Annotated in this window: 23 protein-coding genes; 8 read left to right on the top strand and 15 right to left on the bottom strand. The window is 37.0% G+C overall.

Features of this window, described 5'->3' with window-relative positions; genetic code table 11:
* The first annotated feature begins 53 nt into the window (after positions 1–53).
* Positions 54–566: a thioredoxin family protein gene (locus tag V0410_RS10140; protein WP_330747383.1), complete on the top strand. Its 513-nt coding sequence runs from the start codon at positions 54–56 to the stop codon at positions 564–566.
* Between the two features lie 77 nt (positions 567–643).
* On the opposite strand, the gene V0410_RS10135 is transcribed toward V0410_RS10140, so the two are convergent.
* The 4 genes from V0410_RS10135 to V0410_RS10120 all read right to left on the bottom strand — a co-directional run bounded on the left by V0410_RS10135 (position 644) and on the right by V0410_RS10120 (position 2389).
* Positions 644–1243 carry a hypothetical protein gene (locus V0410_RS10135; RefSeq protein WP_330747382.1) on the bottom strand — a complete coding sequence of 200 codons (600 nt, stop codon included), beginning with the start codon at positions 1241–1243 and terminating at the stop codon, positions 644–646.
* Positions 1244–1371: 128 nt separating this feature from the next.
* The gene (locus V0410_RS10130; protein WP_062674152.1) at positions 1372–1767 is read right to left on the bottom strand and encodes a DUF7674 family protein; all 396 of its coding nucleotides are present in this window, start codon (positions 1765–1767) and stop codon (positions 1372–1374) included.
* Positions 1768–1818: 51 nt separating this feature from the next.
* The gene (locus V0410_RS10125; protein WP_262710328.1) at positions 1819–1950 is read right to left on the bottom strand and encodes a hypothetical protein; all 132 of its coding nucleotides are present in this window, start codon (positions 1948–1950) and stop codon (positions 1819–1821) included.
* Between the two features lie 82 nt (positions 1951–2032).
* Positions 2033–2389, bottom strand: a complete 357-nt coding sequence (locus V0410_RS10120; protein ID WP_330747381.1) for a DUF7674 family protein — start codon at positions 2387–2389, stop codon at positions 2033–2035.
* A 637-nt stretch (positions 2390–3026) separates the two neighbouring features.
* Here V0410_RS10120 and V0410_RS10115 point away from each other — a divergent pair.
* The 4 genes from V0410_RS10115 to V0410_RS10100 all read left to right on the top strand — a co-directional run bounded on the left by V0410_RS10115 (position 3027) and on the right by V0410_RS10100 (position 6828).
* Positions 3027–4040: a nucleoid-associated protein gene (locus tag V0410_RS10115; protein WP_330747380.1), complete on the top strand. Its 1014-nt coding sequence runs from the start codon at positions 3027–3029 to the stop codon at positions 4038–4040.
* A gap of 61 nt (positions 4041–4101) precedes the next feature.
* Positions 4102–5064 carry a hypothetical protein gene (locus V0410_RS10110; RefSeq protein WP_330747379.1) on the top strand — a complete coding sequence of 321 codons (963 nt, stop codon included), beginning with the start codon at positions 4102–4104 and terminating at the stop codon, positions 5062–5064.
* Positions 5065–5077: 13 nt separating this feature from the next.
* Positions 5078–5974: a GLPGLI family protein gene (locus V0410_RS10105; RefSeq protein ID WP_330747378.1), complete on the top strand. Its 897-nt coding sequence runs from the start codon at positions 5078–5080 to the stop codon at positions 5972–5974.
* 80 nt (positions 5975–6054) lie between these two features.
* Positions 6055–6828, top strand: a complete 774-nt coding sequence (locus V0410_RS10100) for a cyclase family protein (RefSeq protein ID WP_330747377.1) — start codon at positions 6055–6057, stop codon at positions 6826–6828.
* Positions 6829–6919: 91 nt separating this feature from the next.
* Here the strand turns inward: V0410_RS10100 and V0410_RS10095 are convergent, their stop codons facing one another.
* From V0410_RS10095 to V0410_RS10070, 6 genes are all read right to left on the bottom strand, one after another.
* Positions 6920–7672: a succinate dehydrogenase/fumarate reductase iron-sulfur subunit gene (locus tag V0410_RS10095; RefSeq protein ID WP_330747376.1), complete on the bottom strand. Its 753-nt coding sequence runs from the start codon at positions 7670–7672 to the stop codon at positions 6920–6922.
* Between the two features lie 12 nt (positions 7673–7684).
* Positions 7685–9601 carry a fumarate reductase/succinate dehydrogenase flavoprotein subunit gene (locus V0410_RS10090; protein ID WP_330747375.1) on the bottom strand — a complete coding sequence of 639 codons (1917 nt, stop codon included), beginning with the start codon at positions 9599–9601 and terminating at the stop codon, positions 7685–7687.
* 11 nt (positions 9602–9612) lie between these two features.
* Entirely contained in the window at positions 9613–10269 is a 657-nt protein-coding gene (locus V0410_RS10085) for a succinate dehydrogenase cytochrome b subunit (RefSeq protein WP_330747374.1), read from the bottom strand.
* A gap of 16 nt (positions 10270–10285) precedes the next feature.
* Positions 10286–11716 (bottom strand): anion permease, encoded by a 1431-nt coding sequence (locus V0410_RS10080; RefSeq protein WP_089690053.1) that lies wholly within the window; start codon positions 11714–11716, stop codon positions 10286–10288.
* An 18-nt stretch (positions 11717–11734) separates the two neighbouring features.
* Positions 11735–12898, bottom strand: coding sequence for a porin (locus V0410_RS10075; RefSeq protein ID WP_330747373.1), 1164 nt, complete (start codon positions 12896–12898; stop codon positions 11735–11737).
* Between the two features lie 152 nt (positions 12899–13050).
* Positions 13051–14100: a linear amide C-N hydrolase gene (locus tag V0410_RS10070; protein ID WP_330747372.1), complete on the bottom strand. Its 1050-nt coding sequence runs from the start codon at positions 14098–14100 to the stop codon at positions 13051–13053.
* A 344-nt stretch (positions 14101–14444) separates the two neighbouring features.
* Here V0410_RS10070 and V0410_RS10065 point away from each other — a divergent pair, with 344 nt between their 5' ends.
* From V0410_RS10065 to V0410_RS10055, 3 genes are all read left to right on the top strand, one after another.
* The gene (locus tag V0410_RS10065; RefSeq protein ID WP_330747371.1) at positions 14445–16667 is read left to right on the top strand and encodes an ATP-binding protein; all 2223 of its coding nucleotides are present in this window, start codon (positions 14445–14447) and stop codon (positions 16665–16667) included.
* A gap of 21 nt (positions 16668–16688) precedes the next feature.
* Complete coding sequence (locus V0410_RS10060) at positions 16689–17240, top strand: biliverdin-producing heme oxygenase (RefSeq protein WP_330747370.1); 552 nt, start codon at positions 16689–16691, stop codon at positions 17238–17240.
* Positions 17241–17355: 115 nt separating this feature from the next.
* Positions 17356–18282 (top strand): malate dehydrogenase, encoded by a 927-nt coding sequence (locus V0410_RS10055; RefSeq protein WP_034699354.1) that lies wholly within the window; start codon positions 17356–17358, stop codon positions 18280–18282.
* Between the two features lie 60 nt (positions 18283–18342).
* Here V0410_RS10055 and V0410_RS10050 read toward each other — a convergent pair whose 3' ends face one another.
* From V0410_RS10050 to V0410_RS10030, 5 genes are all read right to left on the bottom strand, one after another.
* The gene (locus V0410_RS10050; protein ID WP_330747369.1) at positions 18343–18879 is read right to left on the bottom strand and encodes a hypothetical protein; all 537 of its coding nucleotides are present in this window, start codon (positions 18877–18879) and stop codon (positions 18343–18345) included.
* A gap of 115 nt (positions 18880–18994) precedes the next feature.
* Positions 18995–19546, bottom strand: coding sequence for an REP-associated tyrosine transposase (locus V0410_RS10045; RefSeq protein ID WP_330747368.1), 552 nt, complete (start codon positions 19544–19546; stop codon positions 18995–18997).
* A gap of 163 nt (positions 19547–19709) precedes the next feature.
* Entirely contained in the window at positions 19710–20627 is a 918-nt protein-coding gene (locus V0410_RS10040) for an alpha/beta fold hydrolase (RefSeq protein ID WP_330747367.1), read from the bottom strand.
* Between the two features lie 33 nt (positions 20628–20660).
* Entirely contained in the window at positions 20661–21146 is a 486-nt protein-coding gene (locus V0410_RS10035) for a PaaI family thioesterase (protein WP_330747366.1), read from the bottom strand.
* 712 nt (positions 21147–21858) lie between these two features.
* On the bottom strand, positions 21859–25293 hold the full coding sequence (locus V0410_RS10030; protein WP_330747365.1) for a DUF6443 domain-containing protein: 3435 nt from the start codon (positions 25291–25293) through the stop codon (positions 21859–21861).

The raw sequence follows: 25293 nt of genomic DNA, 5'->3' as shown, positions 1-25293 counted from the left end.
TAACTGAACGATTAAATACCTAAATTCGTTTAAATTTTAAATAAAAATTCAGAATGAAATACTCAAAAATTATTATCGTTGTAACCCTGTTATTGTTTCAGTTGGGAGCAGCACAGGAAAAAGCAGATGTTGTCTTAAATAAGGCTTTCACAGAAGCTAAAGCAGGTAAGAAAAATGTTTTACTGGTATTCCATGCTTCATGGTGCAAATGGTGCAAGATGATGGAAAAAAATATGGATCTTCCTGAAACCAAACCTATTTTTGATAAGAGATTTGTCACAGCCTACATAGACGTTCAGGAAAGAGGTGATAAAAAAAGTCTTGAGAATCCCGGTGGACAAGAGCTGATGAATAAATTTAATGGAGAAAATGCCGGACTCCCTTTCTGGCTGATTCTTAATTCCAAGGGAGAATTTTTAGCGGATTCTTTTGATGCCAAAGGAGAAAATCTGGGATCGCCAGCCACACCGGAAGAAGTAAATACTTTTATTGCCAAACTTGGGAAAGCCTCAAAACTAAGTAATGAGGAAGCACAGATTATAGAGAAAGTATTTGTGAAGAAATAAGATTTACCACTTTTTTATAAACAAATCCCCGGAATAGTAAGTTCCGGGGATTTGCTTTGGATAATCATACATGACAATTATTCCTGATAAGAATATTCGATATTAGTCCATAAAACCTGATCTCCTGTTTTGATCATTTCAGAAGGAGTGGAAAATATATTGACAAAAATATTTTCATATTGAGTGGTTCCAAAATGAGCACTTTTGGTAATCAATAGTGCGTCATGATCATCTCGGGGTACTTTTTTAACATATCGGTATGTTCGTTTTAAAGTAAAGGATGACGTGTTTTTATTGAAATCACCAATGTAAGATGGTTTATTATTGTTGTTCTCTTTGATCAGTACAGAGTCATTTACGATGGTAAAACTATAGGTGAAATCTGTAGTTGAGGTTTCTGAGAATAACCTGATCGTTTTATTTTTAAGATCAAGATTTATTTTTTTCCAGGCCGGTTCCTGGTATAAGCTCCAGTAATCGGCAAGGTAAGATTCATCCGGAGTAGATTTTTCTCCGTTTGATCCTTTATACAACACTGTATTTTTTACAGTATAACTTTTAAATTGAAACGAGTAAACATTTTTATCAACAGGTCTCGGATCATCAATTATATTATCGTTGTTTTCACACGAGATCAATGACAATGTCATTATCAGGGTATAAAAAGAGTATTTCATGGTATATTTATAAAGAAGTTTCGCATCTATTAGGGAAACGAAACAGAGTGGAAGTTATAATTGGGCAAAGGTAAAAATAAAAGGTGAAAAGGTAAACGTGTATTTACCTTTTCGCCTTTTGACTTAATTTATTTCCCAAAATACATCTGATCCTGCTTCTGCTGTTCATTATAAATGATCTGGAAGCTGACAGGCATATATTGGTAAAGAAGTTTCCAATGTTGGATCTTTGCATGTTTTTTGAAGCTTTCGAAAGACCTTACAAACAGGTTTTCAATCATGGTTCTTACATAAGAATTCCCGTTTCTGTAGATCCAGTCCATCAGCTTGATGTGATGGGCAATGATATTGATCTTCGATTCCTGCAGCAGGTGCTTCAGATAATTCACGGTAGCCTGCATGATCCCGGCGAAATTGTCCTGTACAGACAGCTGGGTGATCTCATTGCGAAGTGGCGGATAGAAAAATTTTAAGTATTCAACAGCTATTTTTTGATTAATAGTTTGCATTTGTACTTTCATCATAATTAAGAATTTTTCAAACACTTTTTAGTGCAGCGAAATGTATACCAAAATTTAAAGGCAGGCTGCAAAAATAAATACTCCAACGATCACAGCAATGTGAGTGAATAATATCTCTGCATTGTGTCTGTTAGTCGTTGTTTTCCAGGTTTTCCAGTCTGAAATTCTTCTGATTTTGTTTTTCATAATCTATTGATTGTGAGTTATTTTTAATTTTGTTTAATTTAAACACTTTGTAATGAAACGGATAAAAAATGTAACAAAACGTTTATATGCCGTGAGTGTAAATTTGTCTTGAATATACTTTCTGAAGGTTGGCAGAAATGTGACTAAAAATCACTTTTCTGTATTCCTCAGTGCAGAAAGCAGTACAATTATCCAGAGAATAGATAAAGGTTGTCTCAATTGCATTCTTTAAAACTGTATCTCCGTCAGTATAAATTTTGTCCATTTTCTGTAAACTTCTGAACAGTAGATTTCTGTCATTCTGGCGGATCATGTTTTTAATACGTTCCGTGAAGGTGCGGATAATGCTGTATGAGTTTTGAATTTTAATTTCTTTTACTTCTTTTTCAAAATCGGGAACCACATCAGTGATTTCCTTTACGGCTTGTAAATAGTTCATCGTATTATATTTTAATGGTGATAGTGTTCGAGCATTTTGATGAAGGCTCCAAAAATGAAAATGGTTAAAAAAGCAAAAAAGAGCATATGATAGGGCTTAAGCCATTTTGGAGTTGCAGGTCCTTTGCTTTTTAACCTTCTGAGCTTGTCGATTCTGTTTAAAGTCTTTAAGTCCATTTTTCTATGTTTTCAAATCATGATGCCAATGATATTCCGTTGAAAATGGAATGTATTTAATGTGTTGGTAATTAATAAATTATGATTTTATAGGCGAGTTTTTTAAACAAAAAAGCCTGTCAAAATGATAAGGTTTTTATCAAAATGGGAGAAAAAATAAATGATTTGCCTTAAAACTCACCACAAAGTCACAAAAGAGTTAAACTGTTAAATTATTTAAGGTCATCGGCTTTATAGTTAAGAAGTACTCAGAAATTTTGAAAATCTAAGATTTTCACCTTTAGTGAACTTTTTTTAGTGTGTATCATTACGCTTCTAAAATGGGCTAAAGGATTTAAAATAAGAACTTTTGTGCCTTTTGTGGTTAAAAATAAAGTTTATGTTATCTCAAAATCAATATTATTTTTAAGTTTCGCAGTAAGGATAAGAATGAATATCTTTGCAGTCCAAATATTCAGAAAATGTTTTCAAAAATAATAGTACACAGAGTCGGAAATAAGATCAACGGAGATTCCCTGACACTTTCCCAAGAAGAATTGAAACTGGAAGAAGGAATGGCAGAATTGCTGGAAGATTACTTTTTAGGATCCTTCAAATCGGAAGAAACCTTCCATTTTTACAGTGACACTTATCTGGTGAATAATCCGGTGTACAGTGCCGTATCTGAAATTTTTGATGATAAATCCAAGTTTATCTGGGAATCTGAGAATATTGCCAAACATCTTTTCGAAGCGGCAGAAAATCCGAGAGTTCAGAGTGGAGAGCTTTTTATCGTACTTTTTGAAGATGAAAGCGACCGTCCGGACAGAGTGGATAAAATCGGGATTTTTAAAACGGAGAAGAGAGAATCTTTCCTGAAAATCAATCCTGCAGAAGAAACATTTGATATTGAAAAAGACCAGGGTATTGGTTTATCCAAAATTGATAAAGCAGCTTTGATCTACAACAACAATAAAGAAACAGGGTATGTACTTTCCGTAGTTGACAACAACAAAAACGGGGATATGTATTATTGGTTTGAAGATTTCCTGAAAGTAAAACAGCGTGATGATGAATATTTCCACACGCAGGAAGCTTTGATGGTGTATAAAGATTATATCACCAAACAGCTTCCTCAGGAATTTGAAGTTTCCAAAGCAGACCAGGCAGATTTCCTGAACAAGTCTATCAATTTCTTCAAAGAAAAAGAAGAGTTTAAGCTGGATGAATTTGCCAGTGAAGTACTGGGTGATGAGCATGTGATTGAAAGTTTTGTGAACTTTAAAACAGATTACGAACAGGACATGCAGGTGAATATTGCTGAAGAGTTCCCGATCAGTGAAGCAGCGGTAAAAAAGACGCAGAGACACTTTAAAAGTATCATTAAATTAGATAAAAACTTCCATATCTACATCCACGGAGACCGACAAAAAATCGAGATGGGTGAGGATGATAAAGGAAAATATTACAGACTTTATTTCGAAAAAGAGGTATAAAAAGAAATCTCCGGTTCCATAATAATATCATAACTTTATTGCTGATTACAAAATAACAGCTATGAAATTGATGATCATTTTCTGGGGAGCTTTTCTCTTTTTTTTCTGCGTTCCTTTTCCGATTTTCATTTACATGATGACGGAGGAGCTGGCAACAGAACCGAGAAATTCATTAGCGGTGAGCTATGGGTATCTCGGTTTTTCTTTGTTAATATGGGGATATGTGATTATTTTCTTTATCAATAAGCTTTTCATTACAACTTTTAAAGAGAAAAATACGATCCGGTCCATTGTACAGAACGGAATTCCAAGAGAAGCCAAAATTATTGATTATAAGCTTCTGAAATACATTCCTGCAAAAAACATGAATCTCATTCAGGTCGGGCTTTCATTTCCCAATCTCAGCAATACGGTGATAGAACATGAAATGATGTTTCATGATTCCAGACCGCAGGAAAAAAGATTTGATGTAGGAAACAAAATCAAAGTACTGCTGAATCCTAAGGTATCACAGGAACCCTATTTTATTTTAAGTGACCAGAAAGTGGGATTCAATACATCAGGAATGATTTTACGAATCGTATTTCTTGTATTATTGATGGCTTATGTTATTGGCTTATACTCTTATTTCTATTGGAGAGAATCTTTTGATTTCGGCTGGAGGTTTCTGACATTCATGCACCCGATTATTTTCAGCGGGGTGATGACCATTATTTATGTCCTGGTTTTTCAGCTTATTTTCGGGAAGTTTTTAAAAAATACAAAAGAAGAACGTATTCTTTTTTCAGGAAGAAATGCTGAAGCCAATATTATCAGTGTAAGCCAGACAGGCCTTACAGTGAACGATCAGCCACAAATCATGTTTCAGGTAAGTTTTAAAGATTTCAGAGGGACTGAACATATTGCTGTTTATAAGAAAATTGTGAGTCTTTTAAAGCTTTCTTCCATTCCTCAACAAGGAACTATTGAGATCATGTATGACGAAAATGATCCGAAGCAGATTATGATTCCCAGAGGAATTTAGAGAAAGATAAAAAATGTTGAAAAGTAAATACTATAAATGCAATTTATCTATTATGCATTACCACAAAAAACTAATACAAATATTCATTTTATTTTATAGTGTTTTATTTTATACACAATCATACAAACAGGATACTCTGCGTGGGGAATTTACCTATCAATTAAAAGCAAAATTCGATACACGGACTGATTATCAGCATGAAGAACAATTCTCATTACAGATAGGAGATAACCGTGCATTTTTTGCAAGTGTTATATCGCTAAAAGGTGATTCGGTAATGGCCACTTCAGGAACAAGCACAAATAATGCTGACGGCAGTATAACTCTTGGCTGGAAAAAAGGGGTAGTGATTCCAAAAACAGGTTTATCTTTTACCATAATTCAATCCAACGAAAATATACAATATTTTAGATCAGCTGGAATGTCTTTACTTACCTATAAAGAACCAATAATAAAGAATTGGAGGCTTGTGGATGAGACCAAAGTAATCAATACAATTATTTGTAAGAAAGCAGAAGTTACTTTTAAAGGGCGGAACTGGATAGCATGGTATGATCCCGAAATTCCGTTGCCTTACGGTCCATATAAATTTAGCGGATTACCAGGACTGATTGTTAAAATAACAGATGATAAAGGAGATTTTGATTTTGAATTGGTAAAATCTATACCTGCATCTAAATTAAATGGTAAATTAATTACCATTAAAAAGAGCAGATATACAGATGCGATAGAAACCACACAACAAAAATTAAAGCAAGCAGTTAGAAATAATGAAGCCAATGCCGCTGCTGTACTCGCAAGTTATGGAACAACCATTATACAAGGTCAAGAAATGATAAGACAAAGACAAAAAGAACGAGAAGAAAACAAAAAATATGAAAACCCGATAGAATTAGAAAACGATCAGTAATGGCTAATCTTTTTTTCGTTTGCTAATATCTATTCGTTTTTTTGCCTTATTCATTATCTTTGTCTTCTTAGCTAAATCATATGAAAACAACACTTGTCGATTTAACAAAGCCAATTCAGTATAATGCAGGAGACCCATGGTTCATGAGGGTGAAAATCAAACATAAAGCCCATAGAAAATCGCATTGGTTGATTCGTCTGGCATTGAGGCTTCCGTCAAGGCTTTTTCCTAAAAACTGGATAGGCTGGGCAGATGACACGATCAAAAATATGGGACTTCATGCTACAACACATATTGATGCTCCCTGGCATTATGGCCCTGTAGTAGAAGGAAAGCCTGCTAAAACGATAGACCAGATTCCACTGGAGTGGTGCTACGGAGACGGAATTGTGATTGATTGTACGCATAAAGAAGATTTTGTTGCTATCACTGTTGAGGATTTGAAAAAAGATCTCGATAAAAACGGAATTACCATTCAGGAAGGAAATATTGTTCTGATCAGAACGGATCGCGACAAAATGATGGGCACTCCGGATTTCGTAGAAAAAGGAACGGGAATGAGTAAAGAAGCTACAGAATGGCTGATTGACCAGGGCGTAAAAGTAATGGGAATCGATCAGTGGGGCTGGGATCTTCCTCTGAAATATATGGCTCAGAAAGCGAAAGAACTCAATGATCCTGAATTCTTCTGGGAAGGCCATCGTGTAGGAATCGAAAAAGAATATTTACACATCGAACAGCTTACAAATCTCAGTGCATTACCTCCATCCGGATTTAAAATCTGTGTATTTCCGTTAAAAATTGTTGGCGGTTCTGCAGCTCCGGCGAGAGTGGTGGCGATGATGGATGCATAAAAAGAAAAAATCATCTCTGACAAAAAATAAAAAGGGCGAATTTGAATCTTCAAATTTGCCCTTTTAAATGTAGCATCCTTATTTTCTCGGGTTAATTCTTCTTTCTGAAAAACAAGGCCCTGTTATATTCAAAATTCATTCTGGCAATATTCAGGACAGAAATTCCTTGTGGACATTCTACTTCACAGGCTTCTGTATTGGAGCAGTGCCCGAATAATTCCGTATCCATTTGAGCCACCATATCCAGTACTCTCTTGCTACGTTCTTCTTTTCCCTGAGGAAGGAGTGCCATGTGATTGATTTTTGCAGAGGTAAATAAAGCTGCACTTCCATTTTTACAAGTGGCAACACAAGCTCCACATCCGATACACGCTGCAGAATCAAAAGCTTCCTCAGCCGTCTGGTGGGTCACCGGAATTGCTGTGGCATCAGGAGCCTGGCCTGTATTCACAGATACAAAACCTCCCGAAGATATAATTCTGTCAAAAGCAGAACGGTCTACTTTTAAATCTTTCTTCACCGGAAATGCTTCAGCACGGAATGGCTCTATCAGAATCGTTTCCCCATCTTTAAAGGACCTTAAGTGAAGCTGGCAGGTGGTTGTATTTTTCAAAGGACCATGGGCAATACCATTAATCATCATTCCACATTGTCCGCAGATTCCTTCACGGCAGTCGTGATCAAACTCAACGGGTTCATCACCCTCAATAATCAGTTTTTCATTTAAAGTGTCCAGCATTTCTAAGAAAGACATATGGGAATTTAATCCTTTCAGGTCATAACTTACCAGTTTTCCTTCACTTTTTCTGTCTTTCTGTCTCCATATCTTAAGATGTAAATCCATAATTTTCTGTTTTTATTTGTAACTTCTTACCGTTGGCTGAATTTCTTCAAAGATTAAAGGTTCCTTAATCATTTCAGGTTCACCATTTTCACCTTTCCAGGCCCAGGCAGAAATAAATTGGTATTCTGCATCATTTCTCATGGCTTCTCCGTCCGGAGTCTGGAATTCTTCTCTGAAATGAGCTCCGCAAGATTCGTTACGGGTTAAAGCATCATAGCACATCAGTTCTCCTATTTCGAAATAATCGGCTACGCGGCCTGCTTTTTCCAGTTCGGTATTCATTTTATCTCCCTGTCCGGAAACTCTTACGTCTTTGTAGAATTCCTGTTTCAGTTTTCGGATTTCCTGAATGGCGTATTTCAGTCCTTCTTCATTTCTGGCCAGTCCGCAATAATCATACAGGAGTTTTCCTAATGTTTTGTGGAAATAATCAACGGTTTTGGTTCCTTTGATATTGATGAAGCCATTAATTTGATCTTTAACGGCCTTTTCAGCCTGTTCAAATTCCGGAGTATCCGGTGAAATTTTTCCGGTGTGAATTTCATCCGCCAGATAATTGGCAATGGTGTAAGGCGCAATGAAATATCCGTCAACTGAGGCCTGCAGAAGTGAGTTGGCACCTAATCTGTTGGCACCGTGATCGGCAAAATTAGCTTCACCTAAAGCAAACAATCCCGGAACAGTAGTCATCAGTTCATAATCTACCCAAAGGCCTCCCATTGAGAAGTGCGCAGAAGGGGAGATCATCATAGGTTCTTTGTACGCATCATATCCTGTTATTTTAAGATACATATCGAATAAGTTTCCATATTTTTCTTTAATCTTATCTTTTCCCTGTTCCTGTATTGCTTTGGAAAAATCAAGATATACTGCATTTTTTAAAGGCCCGATTCCGAAACCTGCATCAATTCTTTCCTTGGCCGCACGGGAAGAAATATCTCTTGGAGCAAGGTTTCCGAAAGCCGGATATCTTCTTTCCAGATAATAATCCCTTTCATTTTCCGGAATGTCATTGGGTTGTCTTGTTTCCCCTTCTTTTAATGGAACCCAGATTCGGCCGTCATTACGTAATGATTCAGACATTAAGGTCAGTTTAGACTGATAATCTCCGGATTGAGGAAGGGAAGTAGGGTGTACCTGAATCCAGCTTGGGGAAGCCATTAAAGCTCCTTTTTTATGGGCTCTCCAGATGGCAGAGCCATTACATCCCATGGCAAGGGTAGACAGATAATAAATTTTTCCGTAACCTCCGGTTGCCAATATTACAGCGTGAGCTGCATGTCTTTCAATATCTCCCGTGTCTAAATTCCTTACGATAATTCCTCTGGCTTTGCCGTCAACAGTCACCAGATCCAGCATTTCATGTCTTGAAAATAATTGAACGGAACCTTTTCCAACCTGTCGCATTAAAGCCTGATAAGCTCCCAGAAGAAGCTGCTGCCCCGTTTGTCCTCTCGCATAGAAAGTACGGCTTACCTGAACTCCTCCGAAGGATCGGTTATTCAGATATCCACCGTATTCCCTCCCGAAAGGTACACCTTGTGCTACAGCCTGGTCGATGAGGTTCAGAGAACATTCTGCCATTCTGTAGACATTGGCTTCACGGGCTCTGAAATCTCCTCCTTTTAAAGTGTCTACAAACATTCTGTACACACTGTCACCATCGTTTTTATAGTTTTTGGCGGCATTCACACCTCCTTGCGCTGCCACTGAATGTGCTCTTCTCGGGCTGTCCTGGAAACAGAATGATTTCACATTATATCCCATTTCTCCCAAAGAAGCTGCGATTGAGCTTCCGGCAAGTCCTGTTCCTACCACAATCACATCCAGTTTTTTACGGTTGGCAGGGTTTACGAGTCTTGCTTTCTTTTTATAATTTTCCCATTTATGTTCCAATGGGCCTTGTGGTATTTTTGAATCTAAAATCATGACCGTTCTGTTTAATGATAAGTAAAGAATACATAAATTGGCATCAATGCAAAGCCTACACAGATAATGATTGAATAGGCAATTCCGATCGTTTTGAACCATTGTACGAACTTAGGATGATATAATCCCAGGGTTCTTACAGCACTGTGTATTCCATGAATCAGGTGATAACACAAAGCGATCATTGATACAACATAAATGATAACGTACCACCATTCTTTAAAGACATTTACTACCAGAATGTAGAGATCTTTATTTCCGTTCTCATCCAAAGGAGGATTTCCGAATTTGTAGATATACCAGAAGTTTTGGAAATGGATCACCAGGAAAATCAGGATTAATGTTCCGAGAATTCCCATATTTCTGGAAGCCCATGTACTGGCTCTTCCACGTCCGTCAGACTGATAACCGCCACCGGATTTTTTATTTTTTAAAGTTATAATAAGGCCGTCTACAGCATGCAGAATAATACTGGCATACAAGACGTAAGAAACAATTTTGATAATAATATTTCCTGATAAAAAATGCGAATAGGCATTAAACTGCAGGTGTGCCTGTTCTTGCGGAAGAAAAAGCTGAAGATTTCCTAGGAAATGAATCAACAGGAAGAATCCCAAAAAGAGTCCTGTAAGGCACATCAGCATTTTTCTTGACAGTGTTGATAACATATTTTTGATGTATTGATTAATAATATCCCAAGACTTTCATCCATAATCCTCCTACAACCATATAGATGATTAATAGAACAATTCCTATTTCAAGACCTCTGAGCCACCAGGCTTTCAGGTCAACATATCCACTACCGAAGAATACCGGAGCCGGACCGTGGCCGTAATGAGTAAGCACCCCGTAAATTGAACCCATGAAACCAAGCATCATCGCCAGTAACATTGGTGGAATTCCCAAAGAAACCCCTACACCCAGCAATGCCGCATACATGGCCGCTACGTGAGCAGTAGCACTGGCAAAAATATAGTGACTGAAGAAATACACTACAATAATAACCGGGAAAGCTACCTGCCAGCTCAATCCTCCGATTTGTACTTTGATAAGATTACTGAACCATCCAATGAATCCCAACTCATTTAAAGAGCTTGCCATCATCACCAGTACGGCGAACCAAACGATAGTATCCCATGCACCTTTTTCACCTTTTACGTCCTCCCAGGTTAATACTGAGGTTAACAGCAATAAGGTTAAGCCAATGAAAGCTGTTGTTGTAGCATCAATAGAAAGTGCTCCACCGAATATCCAAAGGGCCAGCAGAATGAAGAATGCCAGCAGCATCAGCCATTCGTTTCTGGAAATAGGCCCCATTTCTTTTAATTTCTCAGCTGCCATTTTCGGGGCATCCCCTGTTTTTTTCAATTCAGGCGGATATAATTTGTACAATACCAAGGGAACGACAAAGAACGCTACTGCACCAGGAATAAAACCAGCTGCAGCCCATGACATCCAGGTAATATCAATACCAAGGTTGGCTGCAAACTTCTGACACATCGGGTTACTGGCTGTCCCGGTAAGGAACATAGAAGAAGCGATGAGGTTCATATAGTAGCTGTTCAACGTTAAAAATGATCCTAATTTTCTATGAGTTTCCGGTTTTTCAGGAACAGAATCAAAGCTTATCGCCATAGATTTCATGATAGGATAAATAATCCCTCCACCTCTTGCAGTATTACTCGGAATAGCAGGCGCAAGACAAACGTCGGCAAGTCCTAACCCGTAAGCCAGTCCCAGTGAGCTTTTTCCAAAAACTCTGATGAATAAAAAGGCAATACGGTTTCCCAATCCGGTTTTGATAAATCCTCTGGCAATAAAGAATGAAATCCCGATCAGCCAGATTACTTTGTCTCCAAAACCGGAAAGCGCTTTGGTAATGGATTTTCCCGCGTCTCCCGGAGCTACCACTTGCGTAAGGGCTGTAAAACCAATGGCCATCATACACATTGTTCCCATTGGTGCTGCCTTAAGAATGATTCCTAAAATGGTTGCCGCAAAGATGGCAAACAGATGCCAGGCATTCTCTGCAACACCTTCCGGAGCAGGAATGAACCATATAATTAACGCAACAACAAATGTGATCGCTACGTTTTTAATATTAATTTCTTTCATGATACTACTATTTAATCGTTAAAATCTACTTTGTACCTGTACAATGAATAGATTATTGTTGTATTGTGATGTATTTTCTATCTGATGTTTATAGCGGTCAAACTGAACCCCCAGCTGAATTCTTGCCCCATAATTTTTCAGGAATTCCAATCCGAACATCGGGGTAATCGTCTGTCTTGGGTTGGAAGCCATTCTGAAATTGGTATCAAGATATTCGTAACGGCAGGATAGTTCGAAGGCGCTGAGGTTTTTGTGGTTGATCTCATATCTTAGGTTCGGAAGAAAATAAGCTCCACGGATCAGATATTGGTCTGGGTTTTCAGGACGTAATTCAGGGGCAATAGAATTGTACAGAACATGGTTGGTAGCCTGCTTAGCTTCCAGCTGCATATCAAGGCTCCATTTTGGATCAAAGTGAATCAGTGAACTCAGATCTACGCCCAGGGCATATACCTTTTTGCTAAAAACCTCTCCGATACCACCATTCAGTCCTACATTGAAATTGTATTTTTTGGATAATCCGAAAACAAGCCGGGTAGAATACTGTTTTCCATTGTCATTATCATTGATCTGGTTTTTTCCGTTTCCATTTACCACTGAAACAGCATATTGGAAAGGAATTTCTCCCAGTTGAAGCTGTCCTGTAGCAGACATCCCGATCTGGAAACTTGTCCAGCCCAGTTTTCCAAATTCTGTATACTGATTGGACCAATCCAGAGATTTAATAATGTCAATAGGGTAGGTCTCTTCAATACCAAACCAAGGTCTGAACTGTCCTACGGTAATCGCTAATTTGGGATTGAAAGTATACTTCAGGTAAGCATTTTCAAGAACTCTGCTTTTGGGATCATTTTTAAAATCGGCAAGGTTAGCCAAAACAACCACTTCAGTACGTTTACTGATCTGCGCCCGAACCTGGACTCTCATGTATTTGAGCATAAAATTATTATCAGTTCCGGAGCCATCGGTGTGGTGAAGCCCGTTTACATCTACATCTTTACTCATTCCTACAAGATAGCGTGCCTGAAAAAGGCCTTTGATCTGCAGCTGCGGATATTTTATATTGTCTTCCTGTGGAGGAGGTGTGGTCTTCAGAGAATCCTGATTTTGTGCATAAGCTGATAACCCACAGGCCAGCATACACAGGATCAGGCTTTTCTTTTTAATCGAAAAAAAGGCCATATCTATTTTTGTTTTTTTATTGTAAATTTTATTTTACCACATGTATCCGATGCATTATGAATGATCATACATTCACTCAAAGTGCGGAATACTCAGGTCTTCATCTGCAGGGACCAGATTTACTTAAGCATAAGTAGTTTGTGGCGAAATATCTATTTTAATCCCAAGAAGGTGAACGGAGCAGATTCTTTAAATTCTGCATTGGATTTTCCGTTGTATGTACGGTAATTACTAAGATCGAGTTTCATTACTTTACCTTTTGGGCTTAAATCAAATTCTTTAAGATCTACCCAAAAAGTGTTTGGAGTAAAGACTGTTTCAAAATAATACACCAGGTTTTTCTGATCAGAAACAGAACGCCATCTTGTAGAAGAAATATTAGGCTCTGTGGCAGAAGTGATCCCGTAAGGAACGGAACAGTTTCTGATTACGCTGAAAACACTGGCTACAGCTGTACGTGTATCTGCAGTCTGAGGAATTGCATTGATATAGTAGGAAGCTCTTACAAAGCGGTCTGCAGCCCGGTTGGTTCCCGGAAGCATAACGGTCCCCGGAATACCTTTCCAGTAATTGTTAAGGGCAAGCTGCTCCTCAAAAATAGGAGAATTGGTCATTACCGTGTAAGACGGATCATGATGGATGACAAGCTTTCCGTCAATATATTCGAATACAGCATTATCTCCTGAAGCATCGGAAATGGAAAGATGGACGGTGGTAAATCTTTCTGTCCCGGGAATATAGTCACTAACAATAACGAAAGGTTCTTTTCGTGAAAACTCTACGGCTTCTTTTACTGTAGCGAAATTATCAAGATAATATTGTGCCCATAATGAAATGGCAATTCCCTTTTTACTTCCTTTTCCGTCGAATTTAGGATACTGGGATTCTCCTAACCAGAGCAGATTGGCTACCAATCCTTTTTCGTTCATTCCGTCGGCTGAAGCAATATCCCATGAAGAGCTGATAAGGCTGCCATATTTGGTGGTCCATTTTACAGATTTTGGTCCTACCAGTCCGTTGCGGTCTATTCCTTTCGGAAGTACCCATAAATTGACCGGGATCTCATCACGCCAGTCCATGGAACGGGCTGTAATAACGGTATTCTGGGGACCTTTGTAAACGACCCTTGTACAGGCTTCTGAAGGATTCCATAATCCTACGGAGAGGATCAGAGAAAATAAAATTAATGGGAACTTTTTCATAATAGTATTATTTGAATTTAAATTTTGTATTGAATTTGTTGTGAATAATTCAATGAATTTTCGTCATATTCATTATTTGGTGATATAAATTTAGCGAAAATTGTTTAAATAAAACAATTATTAAGATTAATAATCCGTAATTTATGTTATGAATCATGGTTAAAGATTGAGTATTGCATTATTGAATCTTTTTTCGTATATTTTAAAGAAATGACATAAAAAAAGGGTTAAAATGAAGAATATTTTAACGTGTTTTTATACAGATGTTTCCTGTGAATGCCTGATATACTGAGGTTTGAAAATAGATACCACAAAATTGAAAGCTGTTCAAAAAAACGCTATATTTGATTACTAGACTGAAGAGATATATGAACTTTATAGAATGCCATGAAGAACCTATCCATATTCCGGGTTCTATACAAGACTTTGGTTACCTGATTGGCATTGATGCAGAATCCCGTACCATTACTTTTTTTAGCAGGAATATTGCGGATCTATTTAAAATTGATCGCTCGGAGGAGCTGTTCGGAAGAAAGATTACTGACTTTCCGGAAAGTTTTCAGGGCATTATTGATTCAGAAATCTATACTTCGCTGGATAAGTTTACCAGACGTAAGAATGAAACGTATTTCGATAAGATTTTTATAAATGATAAAGAATATCATTTCTCTGTTTTCAGAAGCGAACTTTATATTTTTCTGGAGTTCGAAGAGGTTGTCATTAATCCTAACAAACGGATTTCCAATAAGTATGATAACTTTTACATCATCGATAATGAAAAGGAACTCTGGAATCATCTCCTGGAAACTCTTTCAAAGGTGGTAAATTATGATCGAATGATGGTCTATAAATTCATGATGGACGGTTCCGGAAAAGTAATCGCTGAAAAGAAAAATGAAAATATGGAAAGTTTTCTGGGGCTCCATTACCCGGAATCTGATATTCCAAAACAGGCCCGTGATCTTTATCTGAAAAAAAGAAAAAGAATCTTCAGCAATGTATATGCGGATACGGTTCCCATTTTAAGCAGAAGTCCTGAAAATATTGACCTTACTTACTCCGCATCCAGAGGAATGTCACCGGTTCATGCACAGTATCTGAAAAATTCGGGAGTGGCTTCCAGCTTCAGTGTTTCCATTATTATTGATGATCATCTCTGGGGTCTGGTAACCTGCCAGAATGTTGAACCTAAACATATTGATCTTGAAGATAGAGTACAGGCCGGAATTTTTACAGCTCTGGCAGCAAATGCCTATTCTTCCTTTAAATCAAAAAATGAGCTGAATTACCGTTTGGAACTCAATGATAGAATGTCTCAGCTGAAAACGGAATTTTTAAAGCATAACAATCTCTTTGATTCTCTTGTTGAATGTAAAAAAGAAATCAGAAACTTACCGGAAGCAGATGGGCTTGCCATTGTTTCTGATGAAAATATAGTAACAGACGGAAGTACTCCTGATCTCGAAAGTATTGGAAGAATTGCAGTATGGGCGCTTAGTAATACCGATGAACGTATTTATGTGAGCCGAAACTTCCTTAAAGATCATGGCAAAGAACTCGAACTGACTGAAAATGCAGCGGGCATTGCCATCTATTTTATTGAAAGGGATAAAAATGAAATGCTGATCTGGTTCAGAAAAGAGTTTGATGAACATATCAACTGGGCCGGAAATCCGGAGAAGAAAGTCAGTGTATTTTCTCAGAATGGAGAGGAAAGACAAATAATATCTCCCCGAACTTCATTCCGCATTTTTACAGAAAATATCAAGGGGCATTCCAAAAGGTGGAATTCCAGAAATATAAGTGCAGTACAGGCTGTAAGGGATCTGATCTTAGAAACTTCCCATAAAAATTACAACGCCATTAAAAGGCTTAATGATGAGCTTAAAAAAGTAAATGAAGAACTTGACAGTTTTTCCTATACCATTTCTCATGACCTGGGAACACCTCTCACCGTGATGAAACTGAATGCGCAAATGCTTCTGGGAAACCTTGCCGATAATTCTGAAAAAAGTAAAGCCAAGATCAATGCCATTATTGAAGAAATTGATAATATGGCTGAAATGATGCATGACGTCCTGCAGCTGAGCCGTGCCAAGCACAGCGAAATTCAGCTTGAAAGTCTGAAAACAACGCATACTATTGAGAAAATATCTGAAAATGCAAAGATGACCTACGGAAGTGCTAACAGTGAGATTATTATCAAGGAATGTCCGGATGTACTGGCTGATAAGACAATGCTTCATCAGGTGTTTCTGAACATCATCAACAATGCTGTGAAATATTCTTCCCATAAAGATCTTCCGAAAGTGGAAATTGAAGGAACGGAAGATGGACAAACCATTATTTACAGGATCTCAGACAACGGTATCGGTATTCCTTTTGAGGAAAAACATAAGATGTTTAAAATCTTTAACAGGATGGATAATGCCAAGAAATTCAAAGGAAACGGAGTGGGATTATCTATTGTGCACCGCATTATGCAAAGACTTGGAGGAAATGTTGATTTTGAGAGTAATAATGAGGGGACTTCATTTATTTTAACGTTCAAAAAGCCTTACATTTGAGAAACTTTTAAAACGTTATTTATGGTATCAGAATATCTTAAACAGAATACAGCAGAGTATCACGATGCAGCAGAAAAACTTTTTAATTCTGAGAAGATTTTCAACAAAACCTTCACTTTAGAGGATTATAAAAAAATCATTCATACCAATTACCTGATGCTTCTTCACAGCGAAGATAAAATATTCAGCAGCCTGTCTGACAAGTATGCAGAAAAACTTCAGCTTGGGAAAAGAAAGAAGCTTTCCCTTATTGAAAAAGATCTGAAAAGCCTTTCCCTGAAAAATCAGGAAGTTTCTCATCCCCTGGATTTCGATAATGAACATGAAGCGCTTGGAGCGATGTATGTGATTGAAGGGTCTACATTAGGAGGGAATGTTATTGCTAAACAGCTTTCTAAAACGGAGGGTTTTGATGACGTTACTTTCAATTTTTTCGGATGTTATCAGGAAAATACAGGTCCGATGTGGAAAAACTTTAAAGAAGTTCTGGATACTGAGGTGGCGGAAGAAAGCTACAATGAGGTGCTTTCCGGCGCAAAAAAACTGTATTCGTTTTTACTGAATGTCAACTAATTATTTTAATTCTAATTAAATTCCTGAAAAATTGCGCAATTTTTCAGGAATTGTTAAATTTGGGGAGTTTCAAATTTAACTTAACTAACAAAAAAATAATTTAAAAAGTAACAATATGAAAGTAACTGTAGTAGGTGCAGGCGCTGTAGGAGCAAGCTGTGCAGAATACATCGCAATGAAGAACTTCTGTTCAGAAGTAGTTTTGGTAGACATTAAAGAGGGGTTTGCTGAAGGGAAAGCAATGGATTTGATGCAGACAGCATCTCTTAACGGATTTGATACAAAAATTACGGGTACAACAGGAGATTACAGCAAAACTGCAGGTTCTCATGTAGCAGTAATCACTTCAGGAATTCCCAGAAAGCCTGGAATGACAAGAGAAGAATTGATCGGTATCAATGCTGGTATCGTGAAAGAAGTTACTGAAAACTTAGTAAAACACTCTCCGGAAGTAATCATCATCGTGGTTTCCAACCCAATGGATACTATGGCTTACCTTGTTCACAAAACTTCAGGGCTTCCTAAGCACAAAATCATCGGAATGGGTGGTGCATTAGACTCTGCAAGATTCAAATACAGATTGGCTGAAGCTTTAGAAGCTCCAATTTCTGATGTTGACGGAATGGTAATCGCTGCTCACAGTGATACTGGTATGCTTCCATTATTGAGCAAAGCAACAAGAAACGGGGTTCCTGTAACTGAGTTCTTAAGTGATGAACAACAAAAATATGTGATCGAAGAAACTAAAGTAGGAGGAGCTACGCTTACAAAATTATTAGGAACTTCAGCTTGGTATGCTCCAGGTGCTGCTGTTTCTGTAATGGTTCAGGCTATTGCATGTGACCAGAAGAAAATGATTCCTTGTTCTTTAATGCTTGAAGGAGAATACGGGCAAAACGATATCTGCTTAGGAGTTCCGGCTATCATTGGAGCTAACGGAGTAGAATCAATCGTAAATGTAACTTTAACTGCTGAAGAGCAATTGAAATTCGCTGAAGCTGCCAACGCGGTAAGAGAAGTGAATGGAGATCTTAAATTCTAATTTACTGGATTTTATATAAGAAAACCGCGTCCTTTGGCGCGGTTTTTTATTTATTGCTCTTCAATCTATGTCGGTTGTTTGAGCAATACTTTCCCAATTATTTTTCTCATAATAGTCTAGTTTACTATATCCATTTATATTATTAATAGTGTAAATGGCTTTTATACTCTTTAAATCTCTTTCTTCTGTATAACTTCCTGTAACAGGGTTATCAGGAAATCTTGCTGCATCAGCATTTTTGAAAAAAACTAAAATTTGAAAATACCCATTAGTATAATTAGGTTTTACACTAGAACAGTAGTCTTTTAATTGGCTTAAACTAATATCTTTGTTGACTTCAAAAAGAGTCATTTGGTTGAAATTACCATCAGTTCTTTCTTCTTTTTTACTATCAATTTTTTTTACTTTTTTATTTTCATAATTTGTTTTTGTGGATTTAGAACTTTCTGTTATTTGGTCTTCTTTTCCTACTGGTTTTATCGCAATACTATCAATGGGTTCTGATATTGGATTTGAATTTAATTCCTTTTTGCTATTGTTACAGCTTAAGGAAATTAGTGTAAAAACAGTTAAAAATACTAAGGGTTTTAAGTTCATAATTATTCATTTTATAATACTTCAAAACTAAAAAAACAATGTCATTACTAATTACGGGAAACCATACTAAGTATCACTTCCTCTGCTGGCGCGAGCGTCCCGCTCGTGTCCACAATCATAAATTAACATCTATTTCAAGAATCTCATCATAATCATCACAATAATTCCTGGCACTACTGTGTTTCCATTCCCAAGGCTCCATGACAAAGCCCGCCTTCACAGGGTTTTGATGAACATAATTAAGTTTTTGCTCAAATACTTTCAACGTCCATATTTCTATTGGATTATTATTCTGCTGCCAAAACTGATATTTTTTTATATTGGAATTTTGGCTTCCTGCTTTTTTGAACATCCACAATAACCATTCTTTTCTGCTTTCCTGATTATTTTCTTCTATGGCCTTAAGCAACTTTTTAGCAGTAAAACCCTTAAAATCTCTTATTAATTCTGAAGGTTGACCTTTTTCTGATCTGAAAATTAAATGTATATGACTGGGCATGATACAATATCCGAAAATAATCATTCCTTTATTCTTTCTACAATAATTTAATGCTTCAATAATGATATCGAAATATTCAATTCTTGTAAAAATATCAATCCAAAATACCGTAGCAAAGCTTATAAAATATGCTCCTTCTTTTTCATGAAATTTGTGTTTTCTGCTCATAATCTAAAAGTAATAAAAACTCACATTATTATTTTTAGGAATTAAATTTTTAAAAATAGATTATTGTGGGGACACGAGCGAGACGCTCGCGCCAGCGTAGGGAAAGTTTTCGGCGCGGCAGGAGGCCGCGCCGAAAACTGATTATAAAAATAAACAGCTGCTATTACTTCATTGTTTTTACGAAATGAGTAACATACTTCACAAATTCTTTATTTTTCTCGTAGTACAAAAGATGTCCGCCATCAATAAGAACTACTTTTTGATTGGGAAACTGGAAGGTTTTATAATGCTGAGTTCCGACTGCCTTATCATTTTTTCCGGTAATGATAAGTACCGGAACACGAATGTTCCTGGTGATGGGTGCATAATCGGCATAATATTCAGGAAATTCTTTGGGTTTTGAGATCACTGCCATTCCAAAGTCGATGATGCGGGGATGAAGAGAATCTATTTTATCCGACTCTTTTATGGTTTCAATATCTTCGGTCAGGAATTTATATCCGATTCTTTTCTTTCTTAAAGCGCTGCTGACTTTTGAAAGCTCTGAAGAAAGACTGTCTTTAGGAATCACTCTGTTTTTTATCTGTAAAAGGCTGTTTCCGTATTCAATCTGCTCTTTGACAGATTCATCATTCAGAAAATGAAGGGTAACATTCGCAAGAATGAGGCCTTTAGTATACTCTGGATATTTTTTTGCATAACCGACAGCAATGATTCCACCAAAAGAATGAGCCAGTAAAAATACTTTTTTCAGTTTGAGATGCTGTCTCAGTTCTTCAATATCCTGAATCATTTTATCGAGATGATAATTTTCCGATGTGCCGGATTCACCGGAACCTCGCTGGTCCATATAGATCATCTGTAAGTTTTTTTCCAGATTATTTCCGCCCATCAGCTCAAAAGATGGATATCCCTGTCCGGGGCCACCTGGAATATAAATACAAGCTTCTCCTTTTCCGGAGACTTTATATTTGATCTTTACGTGATCTGAGGTTTCAAAGAACCCTGCTGATGGTTTATTCTGAGCGGAAACGACAGTCAGGGAAGTGAGAAAAAAGAGTAGGATAGCAATTGTTTTCATACCATTATAACAATTATAAGGGGGTATTTATTACTAAAATACCAAACTATCTCCTTTTGCCTTGTCTCCTTTTAAGGTCATAACAGTGCTGGTCACTGCTGCTGCCAGTTTCCCTTCAGTGTTGGTTATTTCGCAGTGATAGACAGTGATGGTTTTACCGGATTGTATCGGTCTTGCATGAGCCGTAAACTTATCTTTCCAGGTTGGACGGAAAAAATTAATCTTAAGTTCTATACTGGTGAAGCTTTCTCCTTCATTCATCAGGGGAGAGTGGGCTGTTCCGATGGCCGCATCTGCCAGTTCACAAAGCAGTCCTCCATGGATGGTTCCCTGTTGATTTCCATGTATTTCATGATCCGTATTAATGGAGACTTTGGCTTCTCCGGAGGCAACATCAGTTATTTGAAATCTAAGTGTTTTTGAAATCGCGGTAGGATAGATCTGATAGTTTGTAAATTCATCTACATTTTCACTGTTGACTACTTTGGTAAGGTAATCCAGAATAGGAATTTTTGTCATGGATACAGGATATTTTTAAAGATAAATATACAGATCTTTGGATGAGAAAATCGGGGGCTAACGAAGGTACTTATTTTTTCTATTGAACTAAAATTCTCTAAGAGCAGTAGCTTTTTTTTCATTCCTGACAGCGCATCACTTGTCTGGGAGAGAAAATATCCCAGGTTTAATATTCTAGAGCTGTACAAAGTTGTGAAACTTGCTATACTACTGATTTCTCAATCCAAAATAAAAACCACTGCAGTTTAATGCAGTGGCTTTATAGTATGCATGTGTATAAGAAGATTATTATGCTACCTAGGATTTCAAAATATTATTTTTGAAGTTTACCAGAAAAAATGAATAATATCCAAAATAAAAAACCAAAAATAACATCAAATATTATATTAACTGATTTTAATTGATGAGAAGTAATAGTATTATATATAATATCAATCACTATAATAATTCCACAAAATTTCAATAAATATATGATTGCTCTAATAACAATTCTACTATTCATAATTAGTTTTTATTTTGCATTTCATAGCTTTTATCTTCAAATTAAATTTTTTTTGAAAGTAATAAAAATAACCATATAATAAATCCTAATAATATTTGAGAATAAAAATGATAAAATAAGTTATCCGGATATTTTATCAGATTAAATACAATTTGAGACCCTGCAAATAAAGAAACAATGACAACAAGAATAAAAATCCTTTTAAAAAAACTATTTTTTATTTGGTTTTGAGGCTTCTTCATCGTGTTGTTGATTTTCATTAATTTGATCATAAACATATCTAAAATTATTATAGATAAAAGTTAATGTAATTATTTGAGCACTTTCAAGTTCAAATTTTCTAGCTATAACTCCACCAATAATGTAATCTTTTATTGGCTCAACTATGATTTTATTCATATGTTGTTTTCCTGCAGTAGACATCACCCCTGTATCTACATAATTTTGGTCAAATGAAGGAGCTAGACCAGGAGTTATTCTATATGCATTCATAGGAGCAAGAATACCACTTTGTTTTGCCCATTCATTGTTTACAACCTCATATGTATTTCCATCTTTTGAAGAAAAGGTTTCTCCATTTTTATATGTTCCTATATTAGGTCGGTCGTCATCTGAAGTTACTGAAATTCCAGAATTACCCAATTCTTGGGTAGAGCCAGAATCAATATTCTTCCCTGTAAAATTATCTGTAACTGTACCATTACCATTAAGGTTGTAACTAGAGGTTATTTCTTGGTTTTCTTTTCCTAAATTATACCCAGAAATAGCTGTCCCACTTGCTGCAAAATATTTTGCACCTTCAATCTTATTATCTTTAAAGAATTGACTTGCATTATCTTTAGTAAGATTAGAATTATATTGATAATTACCATCTTTATCTGTGTACCAATCTGCTCCTGTTGGGTCAGTTCTAATAATAGGATTATTACCAACGTAATTATATGAGGAATGAGAGTAATAAAATTCGCTTAACAAATCTTGCACCCCCCATCGTCCCATATCCGGCATATAGAATCTAGCTCCATAATCATACATTCCCGTCTCCTGCAATTCTTTACCATTGTACTTATAATTATAAGGAACTCCTCCAAAAGGAGCAGGCACAATAAGCCCCTCCTGGTGTTTTAATCCAAAAGGATAATAGTTGTTGACATCAATAACCTCAAGTGCAGTACCATTATTCTTATAGCTCACTCTTACATTTCCTAAATGATCCGTGTAATTGTAAATATACTTATTTTCCGTAAAATCATAATATCCTTCTGAGGTAGGTACAAATTTCAATACCGGAACGGTATAAAGAGATGCTGAGGTATCATATGCATGCCTGTTATCATACTGAAAGCCATCAAGGTAATTGGTTTCTATGGACCCGTTATTACTGTATGTTTTAGAGACTTTCGTGCCGTCTGCCCTGTAGATGTAGCTGGTAGTAGAGCTATCCATTATCCCCGCATTAACTGCAATACTATTGGGAAGATTCAGATAATTGTAACTGATCTTCATTTTCTTATCAGGGTGATCCGTCATATTCCCATTAAGGTTATAGCCGATGGTTCCCTGCAAAGCATTATATCCTGAACTGTTATTAATGACACCGGGAGGAAGGGTAATTTTGTCCAGGGTATTACTTTTGTCCCCATTCTGATAATTATAGACCAGATCATCAATCTTCTCTGCGATAGTTCCCCCGAAAACAGGCACTGAAAATCTTTTTAAGGTTTTAATATTTCCATTGAGATCATAGCTCAGCTCTTCGTTAAAATAATTATTCTGAGCTACAGAAGAATTAGGCTCGGAATATACTCCTTTTAACATTCTGTTTAAAGGATCATACTGGTAATTGTATCTTTTCAATCCCTCTGCACTGGAAATATTCCAATCAATCTCAGCGATATTTCCATTAAATCTTCCTGGTGATGTATTGGTATACACAGGATTGGTATACTTTATCTCATATCCAAATAACTTCCCGTTCAGGTTGGCAGGATCATTCATTTTGGTCATCCAGCCATGGATATTGTATTTATAATCTACAGTTTGTAATGGGGATGCTGCAGCGGTTCCCCCTACTTTCTTGGATTCAAGCTGGGAAATTTCATTGTATTTATTCTGGGTAAGGTATTCCACAGGGTTGCTGCCAATCTGGTGGGTGTGGGTCAGAAGCCTGTTCTGGGAATCATAGGTGAATTTTTCTACAATGGTCTTTTCAGGATCTGCAGCAGTTCTCTTATGATAAGTATTGGTTTGAAGGACAACCCCGGTGAAATCAAGCTTGTTGTTGACTACGGTATAGCCACCCAAATGGTTGTTGCTTCTGGAACCAATGCTTCTTCCTTTGGTATCATACCAGATAAAATTCCTTGTCCATTTATCATCTTCTATATTTTTGATATAGGACGCGGTAAGCATCCCCTTGGTGGTTTGGGCATTAGCTGGGTTATCCGTAAGAAGAGGCTGGGCAAATACATTGGTAACCGGAGAAGAGCTTGGGGGATAGGTATCATAATAATTAACAGTTAATACCTGGCTAACATTGGAAGGAGTAGAAAGTTTGGTATAGTATACAGTCATACCATTTAAGGTAAATCCGGCCGCAGCAGTTCTGGTTTCATATAAAACAGTATTGACATTGGCACTGTTTTGTATCGCTGTCCTGCTGGCAGTATTATTTGTAATTCCCGTATAGATGACTCTTCCAAACTGGTCATATTTAGTGAAAAGCCACTGCCCTTTTCCTTTAAGTTCGGTATCCTGGGTTAGAATAAGCCGGTCAGCTTTATTATACACCATATATTCCCAGCCTTTACCAGGAAGCTTCTTTTCTACTAAACGACCTCTTCCGTCATAGCGGTACTGGTAGCAAAGGGCATTAAGCAGATCATCTGTCAGACTCTGATTAACAGCCTTGGGAGGAATCACAAATGCCAGCTGGTCATATTCATTATATACATAATAGGTGTCTGCATATTCCGTATCTGAAATCATTTTCCTTACCAAAATAGTTTGCCCCTGTCCGTTTTTATACTCATAGGTCCTGTTCCCGTCTTCATCTGTGACCATATTCCTGTAGAGTTGATTGGCATCACTATACGCAGATACCGTTAAAGTCGTTTTAGTCGCTCCGTTTTCCCACACTGTTGCAGGAACAAATTTGTAGACATCATTTCCAATATTGGCAGAATATTCAAACTTTACCGATTTCCCGTTCCAGTCATTTCCCACCGGTCTCTGTTCCAGGACCCGGTCTAAAGGTGAATTCTCCAGAATCTTCTCTGAATAGATTTTTTCATTACCATAAGTGGTGGGATACACTCCCATTGGGCCGGAATAATAGTTTCCATTGCTGGTAGAAAGCTGGGGAACAGGCAGGTAATCTTTTACCTGTCTTCCGAACTGGTCATACTCGATATGAGTGACAACATCTCTTCCCAGAGGTGAAGCCTGTAAGTTGACAATCTGCTTAGGCCTTCCCAATCCATCTAAATACTGGACTGTTTCCGAGGATTTTGTAGGGGAAGTTCCGTTATAATCCAGATACGTTTTGGTCTGAATATAATTTTCATTGCTTGAAATGATTGAAAGCTGGGCATAGCTTATATTGGATAAGAGCAATGCTCCTATAGGTATTATGAGTTTTTTCAT

The sequence above is a fragment of the Chryseobacterium sp. CP-77 genome (assembly GCF_036362765.1).
Taxonomy (GTDB): Bacteria; Bacteroidota; Bacteroidia; order Flavobacteriales; family Weeksellaceae; genus Chryseobacterium; species Chryseobacterium cupriresistens.
Note: the sequence above shows the minus strand (reverse complement) of the source record. Positions and strands in the feature narration are given on the sequence as shown.

What these genes read in the sequence shown, in the direction of transcription:
- V0410_RS10045 (WP_330747368.1), bottom strand. Translation starts at nt 19,546, where the DNA reads ATGAGCAGAAAACACAAATTTCATGAAAAAGAAGGAGCATATTTTATA.
- V0410_RS10075 (WP_330747373.1), bottom strand. Translation starts at nt 12,898, where the DNA reads ATGGCCTTTTTTTCGATTAAAAAGAAAAGCCTGATCCTGTGTATGCTG.
- V0410_RS10135 (WP_330747382.1), bottom strand. Translation starts at nt 1,243, where the DNA reads ATGAAATACTCTTTTTATACCCTGATAATGACATTGTCATTGATCTCG.
- V0410_RS10105 (WP_330747378.1), top strand. Translation starts at nt 5,078, where the DNA reads ATGTTGAAAAGTAAATACTATAAATGCAATTTATCTATTATGCATTAC.
- V0410_RS10055 (WP_034699354.1), top strand. Translation starts at nt 17,356, where the DNA reads ATGAAAGTAACTGTAGTAGGTGCAGGCGCTGTAGGAGCAAGCTGTGCA.
- V0410_RS10140 (WP_330747383.1), top strand. Translation starts at nt 54, where the DNA reads ATGAAATACTCAAAAATTATTATCGTTGTAACCCTGTTATTGTTTCAG.
- V0410_RS10130 (WP_062674152.1), bottom strand. Translation starts at nt 1,767, where the DNA reads ATGATGAAAGTACAAATGCAAACTATTAATCAAAAAATAGCTGTTGAA.
- V0410_RS10060 (WP_330747370.1), top strand. Translation starts at nt 16,689, where the DNA reads ATGGTATCAGAATATCTTAAACAGAATACAGCAGAGTATCACGATGCA.
- V0410_RS10070 (WP_330747372.1), bottom strand. Translation starts at nt 14,100, where the DNA reads ATGAAAAAGTTCCCATTAATTTTATTTTCTCTGATCCTCTCCGTAGGA.
- V0410_RS10115 (WP_330747380.1), top strand. Translation starts at nt 3,027, where the DNA reads ATGTTTTCAAAAATAATAGTACACAGAGTCGGAAATAAGATCAACGGA.
- V0410_RS10035 (WP_330747366.1), bottom strand. Translation starts at nt 21,146, where the DNA reads ATGACAAAAATTCCTATTCTGGATTACCTTACCAAAGTAGTCAACAGT.
- V0410_RS10120 (WP_330747381.1), bottom strand. Translation starts at nt 2,389, where the DNA reads ATGAACTATTTACAAGCCGTAAAGGAAATCACTGATGTGGTTCCCGAT.
- V0410_RS10080 (WP_089690053.1), bottom strand. Translation starts at nt 11,716, where the DNA reads ATGAAAGAAATTAATATTAAAAACGTAGCGATCACATTTGTTGTTGCG.
- V0410_RS10050 (WP_330747369.1), bottom strand. Translation starts at nt 18,879, where the DNA reads ATGAACTTAAAACCCTTAGTATTTTTAACTGTTTTTACACTAATTTCC.
- V0410_RS10085 (WP_330747374.1), bottom strand. Translation starts at nt 10,269, where the DNA reads ATGTTATCAACACTGTCAAGAAAAATGCTGATGTGCCTTACAGGACTC.
- V0410_RS10095 (WP_330747376.1), bottom strand. Translation starts at nt 7,672, where the DNA reads ATGGATTTACATCTTAAGATATGGAGACAGAAAGACAGAAAAAGTGAA.
- V0410_RS10090 (WP_330747375.1), bottom strand. Translation starts at nt 9,601, where the DNA reads ATGATTTTAGATTCAAAAATACCACAAGGCCCATTGGAACATAAATGG.
- V0410_RS10040 (WP_330747367.1), bottom strand. Translation starts at nt 20,627, where the DNA reads ATGAAAACAATTGCTATCCTACTCTTTTTTCTCACTTCCCTGACTGTC.
- V0410_RS10030 (WP_330747365.1), bottom strand. Translation starts at nt 25,293, where the DNA reads ATGAAAAAACTCATAATACCTATAGGAGCATTGCTCTTATCCAATATA.
- V0410_RS10110 (WP_330747379.1), top strand. Translation starts at nt 4,102, where the DNA reads ATGAAATTGATGATCATTTTCTGGGGAGCTTTTCTCTTTTTTTTCTGC.
- V0410_RS10125 (WP_262710328.1), bottom strand. Translation starts at nt 1,950, where the DNA reads ATGAAAAACAAAATCAGAAGAATTTCAGACTGGAAAACCTGGAAAACA.
- V0410_RS10100 (WP_330747377.1), top strand. Translation starts at nt 6,055, where the DNA reads ATGAAAACAACACTTGTCGATTTAACAAAGCCAATTCAGTATAATGCA.